At 37.5% G+C, this 19,575-nt stretch carries 8 protein-coding genes; 3 read left to right on the forward strand and 5 right to left on the reverse strand.

Going from position 1 to position 19,575, the window contains the following annotated elements:
• Window position 1 precedes the first annotated feature (1 nt).
• The 3 genes from blp1 to I7H67_RS16310 all read right to left on the reverse strand — a co-directional run bounded on the left by blp1 (window position 2) and on the right by I7H67_RS16310 (window position 11,881).
• The gene (gene blp1, locus I7H67_RS16300; protein ID WP_198308324.1) at window positions 2–9,901 is read right to left on the reverse strand and encodes a biofilm-associated Ig-like repeat protein Blp1; all 9,900 of its coding nucleotides are present in this window, start codon (window positions 9,899–9,901) and stop codon (window positions 2–4) included.
• Window positions 9,902–10,203: 302 nt separating this feature from the next.
• Entirely contained in the window at window positions 10,204–10,962 is a 759-nt protein-coding gene (locus tag I7H67_RS16305) for a metallophosphoesterase family protein (protein ID WP_198308325.1), read from the reverse strand.
• Window positions 10,943–11,881: a diacylglycerol/lipid kinase family protein gene (locus tag I7H67_RS16310; RefSeq protein ID WP_198308326.1), complete on the reverse strand. Its 939-nt coding sequence runs from the start codon at window positions 11,879–11,881 to the stop codon at window positions 10,943–10,945. Before I7H67_RS16310 ends, I7H67_RS16305 begins: the two co-directional genes overlap by 20 nt.
• Before the next feature lie 389 nt (window positions 11,882–12,270).
• Here I7H67_RS16310 and I7H67_RS16315 point away from each other — a divergent pair, with 389 nt between their 5' ends.
• Window positions 12,271–14,103: a phosphoenolpyruvate carboxykinase (GTP) gene (locus I7H67_RS16315; protein ID WP_005307903.1), complete on the forward strand. Its 1,833-nt coding sequence runs from the start codon at window positions 12,271–12,273 to the stop codon at window positions 14,101–14,103.
• 41 nt (window positions 14,104–14,144) lie between these two features.
• Here I7H67_RS16315 and glpD read toward each other — a convergent pair whose 3' ends face one another.
• Window positions 14,145–15,662 (reverse strand): glycerol-3-phosphate dehydrogenase, encoded by a 1,518-nt coding sequence (gene glpD / locus I7H67_RS16320; protein ID WP_198308327.1) that lies wholly within the window; start codon window positions 15,660–15,662, stop codon window positions 14,145–14,147.
• Between the two features lie 153 nt (window positions 15,663–15,815).
• The gene (gene glpK, locus I7H67_RS16325; protein ID WP_198308328.1) at window positions 15,816–17,324 is read right to left on the reverse strand and encodes a glycerol kinase GlpK; all 1,509 of its coding nucleotides are present in this window, start codon (window positions 17,322–17,324) and stop codon (window positions 15,816–15,818) included.
• A 372-nt stretch (window positions 17,325–17,696) separates the two neighbouring features.
• On the opposite strand from glpK, the gene I7H67_RS16330 reads away from it, so the two are divergent.
• Entirely contained in the window at window positions 17,697–19,028 is a 1,332-nt protein-coding gene (locus I7H67_RS16330; RefSeq protein ID WP_081325782.1) for an MFS transporter, read from the forward strand.
• A 116-nt stretch (window positions 19,029–19,144) separates the two neighbouring features.
• Window positions 19,145–19,567 (forward strand): hypothetical protein, encoded by a 423-nt coding sequence (locus tag I7H67_RS16335; protein WP_005307920.1) that lies wholly within the window; start codon window positions 19,145–19,147, stop codon window positions 19,565–19,567.
• Window positions 19,568–19,575 lie beyond the last annotated feature (8 nt).

Consider the following 19,575-nt stretch of genomic DNA (forward strand, 5'->3'; position numbering starts at 1 on the left):
GTTAAACAAAGAGTTGCTGATTATTCAACAATTCATCTAATGTTGTATTTACCTGATTTAAAGTTATCAATGACACACTACTAAACATTGTACCTTCGCCATCTCGGTCAAGACTAATAGTCGTGTTTCCAGCATCTTGCTCTACAGTAATAAATTTCGCTAATGTGCTTACATCTTTAGAATAGTCAATTAATAGTTCACTTAAATCAATTTTGTCAGCTTGGAGGTCAGTTCTTACATCACCTAAAGTAAAATCTAACACCGTGTCATGTCCATTCCCGCCAGTCGCATCTTGGCTATTTAGCAATTGGAACAAAATGGTATCAGCACCGTCATTAGTCATATAGGTATCATTACCTTCACGCCCATTCAAAACGTTATTCCCAGAGTTACCTGTTAAAAGATTATCTAAAGCATTGCCTGTTGCATTTAGATGAGCAGAGCCAACTAACTCCAAGTCTTCAACATAACGACCACTTTCTATATTTGTCGACCAATCAGAATATCCAACCAGACTATAACTCACAGAACTAATTATTTTATCGTGTCCACCAAAATCCGTATCTTTAAGTTCAGACCCAACTATTTGTGTTTCCGAATAACCACTTTGAACCCAAACACTTTCGTAATGACTCGTATCTACCCAAACCTCTTCATTATGACCATCAAACACATATTGTTGCTCATAATAACCTTGTTCAATCCATTGAGATTCATAGTGTCCATCTTGAACGAGTTGTTGTTCAAGATGTCCAACCTCTAGAGTATTAGGACCTGATAGTTCATATCCTGACTGCCATTGATTTAAATTATAATCATAGTACGTATTCACATATTGATTATACGAACCATCATCTGAATAGTAATTTATGCCATTTGAGTCCATGTAGACGTCTATTACGCCATCAACGACCCATGTATCTTGATAATAGCTTGTATCAATCCAAATATCTTGGGAGTAACTTGTGTCAATCCAAACATTTTCAAAATGGCTTGTATCTACCCATATATTATCAGTATAACCAGAAGCTACCCATTGCTCCTCATAATGACTTGTATCTATCCAGACATCCTGAAATACATTAACAGTAGCAACGCCATACTCTTGAACAAAATCACTTATATGATCAACTATATAAATATTATCTGTAGCATCCCCTATAAACTGATCAACAGTGATTGTAGTTAAATCATTAACTGTTTTGCTGATAGTTTCACTACGATTTCCTGCACGATCAATAACAGTAATATCAAATGATGTCACATTCTCATACATATAAGTAGAGAAAGTTCCATCTGCCATGACCATAGTATTTGTTACAAAAGGTTCTTGATCAGCAAAATGATATGTAACTTCAAGAGTAGCCTTACTTTCTGCATGTCCCGTGAGCTCGCTCCATCCATTCATGGCAAGCTGTGTGGCTATTTTCGGTGCTGTTGTATCATTTATAGCTACAACAGTTGTACCCCCACTCTCATTTTGATTGCCATCAACTACTTTTACCGTCAATGTTTCTCCATGCCAATATTGGGACCATAAGTGTATTGTGAAGGTTCCATCACTTCCGACAGTGGTTTGGCCAACCTGATTATTATTAGCATCAAAAATATTAACAGTTGAATATGCTTCCGCCTGCCCTGAAAGTACATTTCCATCTTCTAAGACAAGCTGAGTTGCTGCATTTGGTGCGACAGTGTCTATAGGTGCCTTAATTTCTGTATAAACGCTTTGATAGCCATTTTGCTCCACAACAACGCGTAAAGTTTGTCCATTCGCCTGAGGTGAGTATAACTGGATATTAAAATGCCCTGTTTCATCTACAGAACCGCCACCAATATAATTACTATACACATCAAAAATGCGCACCTCACTATTTAGTGAAGCAGTTCCCTCAACAAAGAAACCATTTTCAGATACCACAACATGATTTGCTGATGGAGGTGCATTAATATCTGCATTAAAAGTAATATTAAATGGAGAACTTATATTTTTAGCTAAATCTGTTGCCGTGATAAATAACTGCTCTCCACGTAATATAGGTGGATAAATACTAGCATTGAAATATCCAGCTTCATCCGATTGAAATTCTGCTCTAAAATCTCCATCCGCATCCATTACTTTAATGATTACTTTTGAATCAGTTTGCCCAGTAATGCCATAACCGTCATTACTAATCACCACATCATTAATTACTGGAGCAATATTGTCTAAAGGCGCACTAATTTCAGAGATTAGGCTATATTGATTCGTATTCAGGTCATAAACTCGAACTTGTAATATCTGTTCTTGTAGATAATAGTCATTTAACGGAATAGCAAAACTACCATCTTCATTCACAGTATTATTCCACCCTCCATTAATGATCTGACCACCAGTAGATGTAACAACAATCGTCATTCCGGCTGTTGCCTTCCCTGTCAGAATATGGCCATCAACATCCAATTTTAGCTCTGTTGCAGCAATTGGTGAGTTGGTAAATACAGGTACTAACTGATGAGCAACTTCACTTCGGTTGCCAGCAATATCTTTAACAACGATACTTAAATTTTGTGTCTGGTATTGACTCAGCTTAATCCATTGATTAAATGTGCCATCGTACCAAACATAAGTTGTTGTGATAACAGCGCCATATTGATCAATAATTTCAACAGTTGAGTTTGGCTCGGCTTCACCCAAAAGCAATCCGTCTGACGTTAACGTAATATTTGAAGCAGCTGACGGTGCAACATCATCAATTAAAGCATTTTGTTTAACCTCAATACTTCGGTTACTTGCTTGATCAATTACAATAAAAGTAAGCTCTTCTCCATGTAAATAGACTTGATTAAAAGAACCTGACACATTTCCAGTACCATCTACATAACCAGAACCTATCACCTCACCCGCAGCATTTTTGACTTCAATCCGAGTATTTGCTTCTGCTTGCGCCGTAAAGTTTTGACCGTTTGAGTCGAGTACAATATTTTCAATTGGATTTGGTGCAACATCATCAATTAAGGCATTCTGCTTGACCTCTATACTGCGGTTACCTGCTCGGTCAACGACAACAAAAGTAAGCTCTTCTCCATGTAAATAGACTTGATTAAAAGAACCTGACACATTACCTGTACTATCTACATAACTAGAACCTATCACCTCACCCGCAGTATTTTTAACTTCGATTCGACTATCTGCTTCCGCTTGAGCTGTAAAGTTCTGACCATTGATATCTAATACAATATTTTCAATCGGATTTGGTGCAATATCATCAGTTAAAGCATTTTGCTTAAATTCAATACTTTGATTACCTGCTCTATCTATAACAATAAAAGTGAGTTCCTCACCTTTTAAATAAACCTGATTGAAGTAGCCTGTCACATTACCAGTGCTATCGACATAACCATAACCAACAAACTCACCCGCAGCATTTTTGACACTAATAAAACTATTTACTTCTGCTTGTGCTGTAAAGCTTTGACCGTTTTCATTAAAGGTAATATTTTCAATTGGATTCGGCCCAATCGTATCCACCAAAGCATTTAACTTAAGTTCGACACTTTGATTGCCCATTCGATCTATGACAACGAAAGTTAATTCTTCTCCATGTAAATAGACTTGATAGAAGTAACCTGTCACATTACCTTCGTTATCTGCAGAACCAAGCCCTATTAACACACCCTCAGCATTTCTGACTTCTATATTACTATTTGCTTCTGCCTGCGCTATAAAGTTTTGACCGTTCGGATCAAGTACAATATTTTTAATCGGATTTGGCGCAATATCATCAAATGGAGCCTTAACTGAAACAACATCACTCACATTTCCAGCTCGATCTTTAACAATAACTGTGAATTCTTCACCATGTAAATTAGAGCTACCCAAGAAAATAGTGAATGTACCATCAGCATTTACACTCTGACTCCACGTATTCACCTGTTGACCATTCTGATCAAAAATCTGAATCGTAGCATTTGGCTCAGCTACACCAGAAAGGGATGAACCATCTTCACTAAACGTGAGATTACTTGCAGCCACAGGAGCAATATCATCTAGCGGTGCTTTTACAGTAACCCCACCACTCAAATTACCAGCCCGATCTACTACAACTACCTTTAACTCTTCGCCATGCAAGTAGTTACTGTATAAAGAGATGTTAAATGTTCCATCCCAATTAACATTATTATTCCACTGATTTACCAATTGACCATTCTGATCAAATATCTGAATCGTAGCATTTGGCTCAGCCATACCAGTTAGATATGAACCATCTTCGCTAAATACTAAATTAGTAGCATTTTCTGGTGCAGTATTATCAAGAAAGGCTGTTTGTTTTACTTCAACGCTACGATTACCAGCTTGATCAATCACAACAAAAGTAAGTTCCTCACCTTTTAAGTAAATTTGATTCAAGTAACCTGAGACATTACCAGCACTATCTACATAACCTGAACCTACAAGCTCACCTGCAGCATTTTTAACTTCAACTTGGCTATTCGCTTCAGCTTGCGCTGTAAAGTTTTGACCATTTTCATTGAAAATGATGTTTTCAATCGCATTCGGAGCAATGTCATCATTTAAAGCATTTTGTTTAACCTCTGTACTGCGGTTACCCGCTCGGTCAATTACAACAAAAGTAATTTCTTCTCCATGTAAATGAACCTGATATAAGTAACCTGAAACATTGCCCATGCTATCGGTTGAACCATATCCTATGACTTCACCAGCAGCATTTTTGATTTCAATCTGAGCGTTTGCTTCTGCCTGAGCTGTAAAGTTCTGTCCGTTCGCATCAAGTACAATATTTTCAATCGGATTCGGTGCAATATCATCAATCAAAGCATTCTGCTTAACTTCTGTACTACGGTTACCCGCTCGGTCAACGACAACAAAAGTGAGTTCTTCTCCATGTAAATAGACTTGATATAAATAACCTGACACATTACCAGCACCATCTACATAACCTGAACCGATGACCTCACCTGCAGCATTTCTAACTTCAACTTGAGTATTTGCTTCTGCTTGTGCCGTAAAGTTTTGACCGTTTGAGTCAAGTACAATATTTTCAATCGGATTTGGTGCAATATCATCAATCAAAGCATTCTGCTTAACTTCTGTACTACGGTTACCCGCTCGGTCAACGACAACAAAAGTAAGCTCTTCGCCATGTAAATAGACCTGATACAAGTAACCAGAAACATTGCCTGTGCTATCTGCTGATCCATAACCAATAATGTCACCATTGGTATTTTTAATTTCAATCTGGCTATTTGCTTCAGCCTGAGCTGTAAAGCTCTGTCCATTGATATCTAATACAATATTTTCAATGGGATTTGGCGCGGCATCGTCATTCAAAGCACTCTGCTTGATCTCTGCACTGCGGTTACCCGCTCGATCTACTACAACAAAAGTGAGTTCCTCACCATGTAAGTAAACTTGCTGAAAATAACCAGATACATTACCTGAGCTATCGGTATACCCAAAACCAATCTTATTTCCAGCCTGATCTAATACATCAATAGAACTTCCAGCTTCTGCCTGAGCTATAAAGCTTTGGCCATTTTCGTTGAAAATGATATTTTCAATCGGATTTGGTGCAATGGTATCAATTAAAGCATTTTGCTTAAATTCGACACTGCGGTTACCAACTCGATCTATGACAACAAAAGTGAGTTCCTCACCATGTAAATAGGTTTGATTGAAAAAGCCTGAGACATTACCAGCACTATCTGTAGAGCCCCAACCCGTCTGATTACCCAATGAATCAAAAACTTCAATCTGACTATTTGCTTCCGCTTGTGCTGTAAAGTTTTGACCGTTTGCATCAAGTAAAATATTTTTAATTGGATTTGGTGCGATATCATCAAGTGGAGCTTTAATTGAAACAACTTCACTCACATTTCCAGCTTGGTCTTTAACAGTGACCGTGAATGCCTCTCCATGTAAATTATTGCTACCTAAGAAAACAGTAAATGTACCGTCCGAGTTGACGGTATTATTCCATATATTCAATGGCTGACCATTATGATCAAAAACCTGAATCGTAGTATTCAGTTCTGCTACCCCCGTAAGATATGAACCATCTTCTGAGAAAACTAAATTACTGGCTGGTGTAGGAGGAACTGTATCAGCGGTAATTACAGTATCGGTGCTTATTTGTCCACGAGCATCCTTAATTGATAAGAAGAACTGCTCACCATCAACAAGAGGGCGATCAAGTTGGAGTTTAAAATAACTTGATCCATTCCAGCCGTTATCTTCACCGACTTTAATTTCAGCTACGACTTCACCTTTGGCATCTTTAACAATGAGAGTACTATTATTTTCAGCTTGCCCACTTATCACTCCGTCCGAAGTAAAGCTATCCACATATGGGGCAAAAGCATAGTTAGGCGCCTGTATCTGAGCAGCTAAACTTACATTTCCATTTACATCTGTAGCCGTAACATAAACTGTCTCAGCATTGGTTAAAAACATACCTAATTCTATCGAGAAACTTCCACTCTCGTCGGTCCAGTTATTCCAAAACCATTTATTAAGAATGTTTCCTTGTCCATCTTTAACGAAAATTTCAGAGAAAGGTTCTGCATGACCATAAACTAGATCACCAACATCATTGAAATTTAAATCTGTTGGAACAGGTGGAGGAGTCAGATCTACAACAATATTCTGATCAGGGCTCATCAGACCTTTATTATCAATAATTTGAACGGAAATTTGCTCTCCATCAATTAAAGGACGGTTTACACTCAAGCTAAAATGACTAAATTCATTCCAACTATTGTCATCACCTAATGTAACCTTCCCTAATTCATTACCGTCAGCATCACGCACAATTACCGTACTATTATCTTCAGCGAACCCAGAAATTAAGCCTTCTTGTGTAATACGTTCAACATGTGGAATATAAGCAAAGTTTGGAACTTCGATTAGAGCTTCACTTGTATTTTGATTTTTATCTACTACCTGTACGGTAACCGATTCGCCTTCTTTTAAAAATTGGAGTACAGATAAGCTTGCAAAACCTTGCTCATCTGTAACACCGTTAGCAATTAGATTTCCTGTTCCGGAAAACACAAGAATAAGGCTGTTAGGTTCATTGACATGTACTGATAAGGTTTCACCACTGATATCAAATTGTGGAGTTTCTAAAAATACTGCGGGCGTATAGTCTGCGGTAATATATTGTGGATGGCCTGAAACATTATCTTTATCGGTAGAGATAATAATTTGAGTACCTTCCTTCAAAGGTTGGTCGAGGGACAAAGTAAATGGTCTGACTTCACCTAATGCTATTACACTAAAAGGCGTAATACCTGAGCCCTCAAATGCAATAGATTTAAACTCTTGTAGAATATTTCCATTCTGATCTTTTACAATAAAATGACTGCCTTCGGTCGCATAACCAGTGATCACACCTTCTGGACTAATTCGTAAAATACTAAGAGCTGGAACTTCAGTAACTAGTCCAATTGATGATTTTTCGCTGCTGTATCCATTATAAGTAGCAACTGCATAAACCTCATCATTTGAGCTAATTGAAAGATTTTGTAAGGTAAATTTACCCTCTTCATTGGCTATTGTACTTGTAAGCCAATCTCCATTTTTATTGTAGATATCGACTTTACTTCCTTTATATGCGTTCCCCGAAATGATAGCTCCATCTATATTATTAAAAGTTAGTGAATCTAGTGTTGGTGAATTCGGAGTATGATCTACATTATAATTTTGAATCTGTTTAATAATCGCTGTATTGCCAGCTTGATCAGTAAGGCTAATATCAATTGATATATTGGTTTGCGATTCTTCTGACCACAGAAACTCTGCTGGAATTTCAGTAACCCATTCTTGGGTTAGCTCATCAAAATGAAAGTTATAAATAACATCATTTAATATCGTATTTATTGAAGTCAGTGAGCTATTTAAATCTGTTGGTAGATTATCTACGTCCAGTCTTATAGAAATAACTTGATCTTTTTCAACTAGACTTATTGTATTGTCTTCAGTAATCGGCTTTACAGTTACTGTAGTTGATTCAATATTTAAAGAATTATCTACAATCACTTTTTGTACAGCGGTTTCTGAGATATTGCCAGCAAGATCCGTTACTACGGCTTTATAGAGATAAATATCATCAGCTAAATCTTTTTGATCATCTGTTGTCTCCTGCCAAGTTTTTCCTTCATCGGTAGAGACTTCATAGTGGTCTAATAAAGCAGCTTGCTCTCCAATCACAATTGGTTGAGTTAGCTTCAAATTAAAATTATTATCTTGCGTAATCCAATCCGTTGCTGATATACCCGTATCAGTCAAATCAGATAAAGTTAATTCACCTGCTTGCGGCGCTGTTGTATCGACAACGACTTTTTGTATAGCGGTTTCTGAGGTATTGCCTGCAACGTCTGTAACTATAGCTTTATATTGGTAAACACCATCGGTTAAATCTTTTTGAGCTACTGTGATTTCCTGCCATGTCTTTCCTTCATCTTTCGATATCCAGTAAGTAATTTGGCTATTTACTTCTTGTCCGTTAATCTTTAAATCAAAAGTTTGATCTTGCGTAATCTGATCAGTTGCTGAAACACCTGTATCGCTCAAATCAGATAAAGTTAGTTCACCTGCTTGCGGTGCTGTGCTATCCACAACCACTTTTTGCATAGCAGTTTCTGAGGTATTACCTGCAACGTCTGTTACTACAGCTTTATAGAGATAACTTCCATCAGCTAAATCTTTTTGAGTTACTGTTGTTTCCTGCCACGTCTTACCATCATCGGTAGAGACCAAATACGTTACTCGACTTCCACTTTCCTGTCCCTCAATCTTTAAAGTGAAGTTTTTATCTTGAGTGATCTGATCAGTTGCTGAAACACCTGTATCGCTCAAATCAGATAAAGTTAGTTCACCTGCTTGCGGTGCTGTGCTATCCACAACGACTTTTTGTATAGCAGTTTCCGAAGCATTTCCAGCTCGGTCTGTTACTACAGCTTTGTAAAGATAACTTCCATCTACTAAATCTTTTTGAGTTACGGTTGTTTCCTGCCACGTCTTACCATCATCTTTCGACATCCAGTAAGTAATTTGGCTATTTACTTCTTGTCCGCCAATCTTTAAATCAAAAGTTCGATCTTGCGTAATCTGATCAGTTGCTGAGACGCCTGTATCGCTCAAATCAGATAAAGTTAGTTCACCTGCTTGCGGTGCTGTGGTATCCACAACCACTTTTTGTATAGCAGTTTCCGATGCATTTCCAGCTCGGTCTGTTACTACAGCTTTGTAAAGATAATTTCCATCCACTAAATCTTTTTGAGTTGCGGTTGTTTCTTGCCACGTCTTACCATCATCGGTAGAGACCAAATACGTTACTCGACTTCCACTTTCCTGTCCCTCAATCTTTAAAGTGAAGTTTTTATCTTGAGTGATCTGGTCGGTTGTTGAGGCGCCTGAGTCTAAAAGATTTTTGAGAATCAAATTACCTGGCTCAGGAGGGGTCGTGTCTTTAGGATCTTTCCGTGACAGTAAAGCAATTGTTCCTGCGCCTGCTAAAGCACTGACCACCCCAGTCCAGAGAGGTACAGAAGATGAAGAGTCTATAAGTTTTGGTGCATCTTTTACTTCTAAATAATTAACAGTAGTCTGTCCAGTAGCATCTTCACCTAAACTGGCAGTCCAATAACTCTGCCCATCATTTAAAAGAATTTGCGGATTTTCGCTAATAAAATAGTTTTCTAAAATAATTTCAGTTCCATCTTTTAGATGAATAATTGCATTATTTCCTTCTCTTGTTATTGAGGCAATTTTTTCTGGGCTTATATCGATCTTTGCGATTTCTTTAGGATCTACTACAATAGTTTTTGTCTGGCCTACATCAATATCAACTGTATTATTTTTTGAAGCATTATTTGCCATTAATGATACTTGTACCATTTATCCACCATGAAATTTTAAATATTATTAAGTTTTTCTAAAATATTGAGTCAATAGATACTCATTTTACAAAATATTATTAAATTTCACAAAATACTAAAACCCTTATTATAGCTAGTTAAAAACATGGCTTTTTATATAGTTAAAAATTTTTATGTATCCATTAATATTATTTTTAAAATGATAAAACATTAAGAATGTTTTCCTATTCCCCATATATAGAATTTAAAGCTTAGGCATTGTAATGGATAAAATTTTATCAATCTACTCTTAAGTTAAATGTCTTATAGAATTTTTATAAATTAAATTAATTGAAAAATCTTTAAATCATAATTAAACCAATAATGATTAATTCTTCCTTCATTTGAAATGACATTAAAACTATTTGGAACATGATAATGCAAACGACTAGATGTCGCTGTTCCTGCATGAATATCATAAATAGGATGATCTATTTCTAATTGATAAATTTGCGTTAAATCATATACGGCTGTTTTATGAAGATGCCCATGTAACATACCAAATAGCCCTGTCTTACTCCATTTTTCGAGAGCCATTTTCCCTAATACGGGACAATCTTTAATACCATGCTCATCATCAGGCGGGGTATAAAAAGGCTGATGAAAAACCACTAATTTGATTTTATTCTCTGGCCCCTGCTGTAATCGCTCATATGTAGTTTGAATTTGCTCAATCGAAATATGTCCACGAGTATGATAACGGCGGCGTATACTGTTTACGCCAACAATATAGAAATGTTCAGTTTCTAAAGTTGGTTCAAGCTGGCCAAAAAAATATTGATAGCGAGTAAATGGTGAGAAAAAACGGTTCCAGACATGGTACAACGGAATATCGTGATTACCAGGCACAACAAGATAAGGAATATTAAGACTATCTAAAAACTGACGACAATTATAAAACTGTTGATATCTGGCTCGCTGAGTGATATCTCCACTCACAACAATAACTTCAGGTTTATGCTCGGTACAAAAAAGCCGAATTGCATCTAAACAGGCCTCAATTTCTGTTCCAAAATGCAAATCAGACAGATGTAATAACATTGGGCACCATAATATTTAAAGCATTCTTTTCTACAGTGAAATTTAATGGTGTTTTCATCTCTAATATTTCACCATCTAAAGCTACAGTAAGTTTTGATTTTTTTGCACATTCAACAATGACATGATCAGCACAAAAACTATAAACATCTTTTGTCTCTTCAACCTTTCCTTGAATCCATTGCCAAAGCATATGTAATAAACTAAGCCTATCACTTTTTGTAATGACTACTCCAGCGACTCTCCCCTGTGCAGCACAATCAGCAATTCTTAATTTCATATCACATAGTTGAAGTTGATTATTACCAAAGAAAATTAGAGGGGTTTTGACAGGATATTTTTTTCCATCAACCGTGACGGAGAGCTTCATAGATTTATTCTCTCTTAATAAAACATCCAAAGCTGAGGTATACGCATGTAAAGGCAAACGTCCTAAGTATTTATTGTAGAGCTCACGTTTTTTTATAAACAATGGATAAAGACCTAGGCTCGCATTATTCAAATAAACATGGTCATTAATAGTCGCAATATGTACAGAACGCGGTGTACCTGTAGCAATGACTTCAGCCGCCTCTAACAAATCTAAAGGAATATCTAAAACTTTAGCGACGTAGTTAAAAGTCCCCAAAGGTAAAATTCCCATAGGAATATTGGTATGACGAAGTTTTGATGCTACTGCATTTAACGTCCCGTCTCCACCCGCTGCCACAACAACACCTAAATTTTCGTTTTGACTATGCCGATGAATCACTTGATTCATTAAATCATCAAATGAAACATCTTCCGATAATTCAAAAACTTGTATTTCAAAACCAAATTCGGTGAGTACAGTCATTAATTGTTCATACATATCTTCATGTTTTGAAGCATGAAAACCCGACTTCTGGTTATAGATGATAGAGAGAGGTTTTAAAGTCCGCATTTTTATTATCTTAAAGAGGATTTACCTTGTATTTTGTATAGAAAATCGCCTAATAAAAGTCTCTTTATGTAAATTTCGAATGATGATCATTTGTTTAATCAATAATAATTCTCAAGAAAAATTTAAACATCAAGTTATTGATTTTAAAAAAAATAAATAATATAAATAACACACATACAACATAAAAATGTAAAGAATAAAATACACCAAAAAACAATAAATATATGATTTAAATTAAAAAAAATAAAAAATCAAAATATCTATTTCTTATTCTTTAGTCTTATTTTTTTTATGATTTTGTGCTTTAATACAGCCACTTTTTTATTTGATCTTTCATTGTACCTCAATGAATGACTTGTACGTTGTACATATTTTGAATAGGCCTCACCATGACCACAGTGAACGCACCAGAATTCGTTCGTCATCCTAAGCTTATCGCATGGGTTGAAGAAATTGCAAACTTAACCAAACCAGCAAAAATCGAATGGTGTGACGGAAGCGAAGAAGAGTATCAACGTCTAATCGACTTGATGATCGCTAACGGCACCATGCAGAAATTAAACCAAGAAAAACATCCTGGTTCTTATCTTGCAAATTCTGACCCATCTGATGTTGCGCGTGTTGAAGATCGTACTTACATTTGCTCTCAAAAGAAAGAAGATGCTGGTGCGACAAACAACTGGGAAGAACCAGCTGTTATGCGTGAAAAGTTAAATGGTTTGTTCGAAGGATCAATGGAAGGTCGTACAATGTATGTTGTACCTTTCTCTATGGGTCCACTTGGAAGCCATATTGCTCATATCGGTATCGAGTTAACCGACTCTCCTTACGTTGCTGTTAGCATGCGTAAAATGGCACGTATGGGTAAAGCAGTTTATGACGTGTTAGGTACAGACGGCGAATTCATTCCTTGTATTCATACCGTAGGTGCTCCACTTGCTGAAGGGCAAAAAGACGTTGCATGGCCTTGTAACCCTGAAAAATACATCGTTCATTACCCAGAAACTCGTGAAATCTGGTCTTACGGTTCTGGTTATGGCGGTAACGCATTACTTGGTAAAAAATGTTTAGCACTTCGTATCGCTTCTGTTATGGGTCGCGAACAAGGTTGGTTAGCTGAACATATGCTTATTCTTGGTGTGACTAACCCACAAGGTGAAAAACACTATATCGCTGCAGCATTCCCATCTGCATGTGGTAAAACAAACTTCGCAATGTTAATTCCACCAGCAGGCTATGAAGGCTGGAAAATTGAGACTGTAGGTGACGATATTGCTTGGATCAAACCAGGTGAAGATGGTCGTCTATACGCCATCAATCCAGAAGCTGGTTTCTTTGGTGTTGCTCCTGGTACAAATACCAAGACTAACCCTAACTGTATGGCAACTCTTCACAAAGATGTTATCTATACAAACGTTGCGGTAACTAACGACGGTCAAGTATGGTGGGAAGGTCTTTCTAAAGAAATTCCAACTAACTTAACTAACTGGAAAGGTCAACCTCACGTAAATGGTGAAAAAGCTGCTCATCCAAATGCGCGCTTCACTGTTGCTGCTGGTCAATGCCCTTCTATCGATGCTGACTGGGAAAATCCAGCAGGTGTTCCAATTTCTGCATTTATCTTCGGTGGTCGCCGTGCAGATACGGTTCCTTTAGTTTCTGAAGCTTTTGATTGGGTTGATGGCGTTTATAAAGCTGCAACTATGGGTTCTGAAACTACTGCTGCTGCTGTTGGTCAACAAGGTATCGTTCGTCGTGACCCATTCGCGATGCTTCCGTTTGCTGGCTACAACATGGCTGACTACTTCGATCACTGGTTAAGCCTTGGTCAAGAAGTAAGTACAAAAGCTGAAGCTGCTGGTAATAAATTACCAAAAATCTTCAATGTAAACTGGTTCCGTCGTGATGCTGAAGGCAACTTCGTATGGCCTGGTTTCGGTCAAAACATGCGTGTTCTTGAGTGGATCATTGACCGTTGTGAAGGTCGTGCAAACGCTGTTGAAACACCAATTGGTCTTGTTCCAACTTACGATGACTTGAACTGGGAAGGTACTGAATTCTCTAAAGAAGAATTTGACCTTATCACAGCTCAAGATAAAGATCAGTGGGTTACTGAAATTGAAAGCCACACTGAGTTATTCAATAAACTTGGTGAGCGCTTACCAAAAGCATTAAAAGAACGTCAAGCAGCTTTACTTGAAGCTGTAAAAACTGGCTTCTAATTGCTAAATATAAAAAAGGTCGCCTTGTGCGGCCTTTTTTATTATGCGGCATCATCTTTTTGTCGACGTCCCGTCAAATAGCTTTCCAAATTTTTTACTTGTTTTTCATCAAATGCCAAACCTAACTTAGTTCTACGCCACAATATATCTTCTGCCGTATTTGCCCATTCATTTTCACATAAATACTGAACTTCAGATTCAAATAAACCGTGCCCAAAATGTTGCCCTAACTGCTCAAGAGCTTTTCGCTCATGCAAAATACCCCAAACCCTAGAGCCATAGGCATTTGCCCAACGAGTAGCGAGCTGCTCGGTTACCCCTGCAACTTGGTTTTGAATCTTTATAACTAAATCTTCAAGTGTGGTCCAATTCTCCGCCCCAGGTAATACTTCATTTGCAGTCCACTCCTCTCCCATATCTGTAAAAAACGGGCCAAGTTGCTCCAGAGCCGATTCAGCTAATTTCCGATAAGTTGTAATCTTTCCACCAAATACGGACAGCAAGGGAGTTGTTTTATCTTCAACTTGCAATGCCAAAGTATAGTCACGTGTAACTGCAGAAGGATTATCTGACTCATCATCACATAAAGCTCGGACTCCAGAAAACTGACTGATGATATCAGTACGGGTGAGCTGCTTTTTAAAATGTGAATTTGTGACTGTTAAAAGATAATCTATTTCTACATCGGTAATCTCGACCTTTTGTGGATCATCCAAATATTCCTGATCTGTCGTACCTATTAATGTGTATTGTTCTAAATAAGGAATGGCAAATACGATGCGTCTGTCTTCATTTTGCATGATAAAAGCTTTATGACAATCATAGAGTTTAGGCACAACAATATGACTTCCTTGTATCAGCCGAATTTGATATGGCGATTTTAATTGTAGGTTTTCACTAATAATTTCTTCGACCCAAGGGCCTGCTGCATTCACTAAGGCTTTTGCTCGTATTTGATAAGACTCAGCCCCGCTTTGTAGTTCCAAATGCCACAATTCTTGTTGTCTATAAGCCTTAACACATCTTGTCCGTGTTACAACTTTGGTACCCTTCTCTTTAGCTTGTAGCGCATTCAATACAACAAGACGTGCATCATCTACAGTACAGTCAGAATATTCAAAGCCACGAGTTATAGCTGGTTTTAGGGGACTATCTTCTTTGAAATAAATAAGATTTGACCCTAATAATTTTTCTCGTTTTCCTAAATGATCATAAAAAAATAGACCTGCCCGAATTAACCACGCAGGACGCAAATGTGGCCGATGAGGCATAATAAAACGCATTGGTTTAATAATATGAGGTGCTTTAGCCAACAAGACTTCACGCTCTGCTAAAGCTTCTCTAACCAACCGAAATTCTTTATGTTCTAAATAGCGTAAACCGCCGTGAATTAATTTACTGCTCGCAGATGAGGTGTGACTAGCTAAATCATCTTTTTCACATAAAAATACCGATAAGCCACGACCTGCCGCATCATTAGCAATACCGACGCCATTAATACCGCCACCAATCACGGCAATGTCATATATTTTTGAATAATCATTAGGCTGTACTGTCATTTCTCATTTTCTTTTTATTGTTGATCTTATAAAAATTAAAACATCAAATTGATGAAACAACAATCAAAAAAGTAGAATAATCAATTTTAAATAACCGAGTATTTACCGTTAATTGATTACCCTACTATTGAATTTAACCAGTTAAAGAACGAATTAATCCTCAGCCCAACTTTGACTACGCTTAACTGCCTTCAGCCAACCTTTATAAATAACTTCAGATTGCTCAGAAGACATTTTGGGTTCAAATACTTTTTCTATCGCAGACTTATTTCTTAACTCATTAAGATCTTGCCAGAAACCCGTTGCCAATCCTGCAAGAAAAGCTGCACCCAAAGCAGTAGTTTCTTTCATTATTGGGCGTTCTACTGGGGTTGATAAAATATCGGCTTGAAATTGCATCAAGAAATTATTTTCCGTTACCCCACCATCGACTCTAAGTGTACGAAGTTCTTCTTCTGCATCTTGCTGCATCGCATCAAGTACATCTCTTGTCTGATAAGCAATTGACTCTAAAGTTGCACGAATAATATGTTCTATACTTGCTCCACGAGTGAGACCAAAGATTGCCCCACGCGCTGTCGGGTCCCAATAGGGAGCACCTAAACCTGTAAAAGCAGGTACAACATATACACCATTGCTGTCTTTTACACGTGTTGCATAAAGCTCAGAGTCTTTAGCGTTCTTAATGACTTTTAACTCATCACGAAGCCACTGTACGCAAGAGCCACCATTAAACACGGCACCCTCTAAGGCATAGTTCACTTCACCATTTGCACCACATGCAATCGTCGTCAGTAAACCATGCTCTGAACGAACAATCTTTTTACCTGTGTTCATGAGTAGAAAGCAGCCTGTGCCATAGGTATTTTTTGCTTGTCCGGGTTCTACACACATTTGCCCGAAAAGTGCAGCTTGTTGATCCCCTGCTATACCGGCAATCGGAATCCCCACTTCTTGCCCGCTAATGGTATGTGTGTATCCATAAACCTCAGATGAACTACGGACCTCTGGTAGCATTGCTCTAGGAATATCTAAAGCTTGTAAAAGTTTTTCATCCCATTCAAGCTTTTCAATATCAAAAAGCATGGTTCGCGAAGCATTGGTAAAATCGGTGACATGGACTGCGCCATTGGTTAATTTCCAGATTAACCATGTGTCCACCGTACCGAACAATAACTCTCCTCGCTCAGCACGTTCACGGCTTCCTTCTACATGGTCCAAAATCCATTTTATTTTGGTAGCAGAAAAATAAGGATCAATAACTAAGCCAGTTGTTTTACGAATATATTCTTGCCAACCAGCTTTATGCAATTGATTACATATTTCAGTTGTCTGCCGGCTTTGCCAAACAATCGCGTTGTAAATCGGCTTGCCTGTTTTCTTATCCCATACAATTGTGGTTTCCCGCTGGTTTGTAATCCCAATTGCTGCAACTTGTTCACTCTTGATGCCAGCTTGAGCTAGAGCTTCTACCCAAACAGCACTTTGTGTGGCCCAAATTTCCATAGGATCATGCTCAACCCAACCTGGCTGCGGATAAATCTGAGTAAATTCTTTTTGAGCAATACTTACAACGTTAGCATCATGATCTAAAACAATTGCTCTTGAGCTTGTTGTTCCCTGATCAAAAGCAACAATATATTTTTTCGGGCAATTTGACATCTGAATGTCCCTTTCATTATCCACACACATCTAGTCCATAATGCCAAGACATCATGCCTAACTGTATTTATTTAAAATTTTCTTTGGAATATATCATTATTTTTAAGAGATATAGGTTTTCTTGGCTTAAACATTACGCATTCTTTATCACTTTTTACTACTTGGAAAAAATAGTATGTCAAAGATTGGAGTAAGACTATAAAAATGAGCTGATCGGCTAATTTGAAATCAGATGAATATTCAACTTATTCCTTTGCTTAAATAATAAACATTGTTTTACAGACATAAAAAAAATAAAGTGAAATACTCCTCTGGATAATATGTAAAAACGGAATAAAACTTCTCTTTTTTAGCATTCAACCCAAGCGAAACATGGAGCGACTCATGGTTGATCAACCTTCTACCGCAACAACTCCGCATTCTAATTTAGATACAAAAACCCGGCTAAAATCAATTTTGGGCGGTTCCGCGGGTAACCTTGTCGAATGGTACGACTGGTACGTATATGCCGCATTTACGCTCTATTTTGCTCATGCATTTTTCCCAAAAGGAAGTCAAACAGCTCAACTTCTTCAAGCGGCTGCAATTTTTGCTGTAGGTTTTTTAATGCGCCCAATCGGTGCATGGATTATGGGAATCTATTCAGACCGCAAAGGACGTAAAGCAGGTCTCACACTTTCCGTTACTTTGATGTGCGTAGGCTCACTTCTTATTGCTGTGACGCCAAGTTACGAAAGTATTGGTGTATTTGCACCTCTTTTATTAGTTGTCGCTCGTTTAATTCAAGGCTTAAGCGTAGGCGGTGAATATGGTGCTAGTGCCACTTACTTAAGTGAAATGGCCGAAAAAAATCGACGTGGTTTTTTCTCGAGCTTTCAATATGTCACCTTAATTGCAGGACAACTAACGGCTTTATGTGTTCTTTTAATATTACAAATGGTGTTAACCGAACAACAGTTACATGATTGGGGATGGCGTATTCCATTCTTTATTGGCGCTTTACTTGCCATCGTTGTGTTCCGTATTCGTCGTGGTTTATTAGAAACACAATCTTTTAAAAATGCCCAAGCTGAAAAAGACCAACCACAATCGGGCATGTTTGCTTTATTCAAGCACTACCCTAAAGAAGCTTTTACAGTATTATTTTTAACAGCTGGCGGAACTTTAGCTTTTTATACCTATACCACTTACCTACAAAAATATTTAGTAAATACATCCGGATTTACAAAACCCGAGGCCACTCAAATTACCACGTTAGCGCTATTTATTTTCATGTGCTTACAACCTTTAGCGGGTGCTTTGTCAGACCGAATCGGTCGAAAACCTCTTATGATTTTCTTCGGAATAACGGGTGTTTTATTCACATATATTTTATTTGATGCACTCGCAAACACGCATAACTACTGGACAGCTTTCTGGTTATGTTTTGGAGGTCTAGTGATGGTGACTGGCTACACTTCAATTAATGCTGTAGTGAAGGCCGAACTTTTCCCTGCTCATATTCGCGCTTTAGGGGTAGCTTTACCCTACGCGATTGCCAATACATTATTTGGCGGTACAGCAGAGTTCTTTGCTTTAAGTTTTAAAGAAGCTGGACATGAATCTTGGTACTTTATTTATGTGAGTATTATGATCTTCATTTCACTTATTATTTATATTTTTATGAAAGATACTAAGCATCATTCAAAAATTAAAGAACATTAATATTTTAACAAAAGAGCTAATATCGCCAACCGATGTTAGCTTAAATCGTGCGATTAAGCCCCAACAATCGCTGTGTTTTATGAGATACTAGAGATAAGAATATAAGGATGATACTGATGAATAGAAGTATTTTATGTTTGGCATTAAGCAGTATGTTTGTTTTAACCGCTTGTCAGACCACCCCTCGACAATACAATGGTTCAACTGGCTACCAGATTGAAAACCAAACAAAAACTTCGGCAACTTTAGCTTACACATTGGCTAGCCGCACTAATCAGCAGTTAGATGAACGTAAATTGCAACGTGCTTGTCAAAATGTATTAGGCGCTCAAAAAGTTTATAAATTATCAGTTTTAAGCATTAATGAGATTTCAAACCCAGCTCAACAAGAACATTATGGTGTTCAATTGGGTGAAACTCGTGCCTCATTTGGTTTATCGAATACGCCTAGTTTAAACAATGGCGAAGACTATGCAACTCGCCAAGCGCTTGAAGCACGTCCAAGTACATTAAAAGTAGTTCGTTATACTTGCTCATAATTTAAATA

The organism is Acinetobacter sp. ACIN00229, from assembly GCF_016106645.1.
Lineage (GTDB): Bacteria > Pseudomonadota > Gammaproteobacteria > Pseudomonadales > Moraxellaceae > Acinetobacter > Acinetobacter oleivorans.